Here is a 583-nt window from a genome sequence, read left to right on the forward strand (position 1 = left end):
CCCCTTTTTAATCTGATGAATGTTCTTTTTAAAACTTTAAACATATCTATTGAACGTATTGACCAGAAGCATTCTATCCCTAAATCCAGTTATTATGAAGCTTATGATATCATCAACCAGTTATTAAATGGTAATTCCGCACTCTGTAAAAAACTGAGTTCGATGAATACTATGTTGAAGCCCATCACTTCACAGTCACATTCTGAAGGCTATAAAACACGGGCAATAAATGATTTTCTTTCTAAACTCGGGTTTGACACTGAAGTTGATCATAAAACAAACGGGAATTATAGAAAGTATAACATCTGGTTAAATTCACACGCGTATCCATCGATACTCAATAAACATGATTATTATGAAACTTCACTTGATATAAAACAAGCTATTATGTAATCATTCTGTTCGGTTTTAAGCAATTCTACCTTTTAATCTATGAAAATGATTTTCGAAATGCAGTATCGGCGTAAAGAAAAGTTTATCTATAGACGTGATGAGATCTGCTCAATCTTTAGAAGTGATGATATTGAGCAGATCATTGCAAAAAACGACTACATCGTCAGTATTGATTTTGAGCGATTTGTTT

1 pseudogene is annotated in these 583 nt (G+C 32.4%); it reads left to right on the forward strand.

The features are described 5' to 3' along the window. Positions 1–393: pseudogene (locus R7R78_RS28120) on the forward strand (hypothetical protein); the annotation flags it as partial. Positions 394–583 lie beyond the last annotated feature (190 nt).

The sequence above is a fragment of the Vibrio sp. 2134-1 genome, assembly GCF_033339495.1.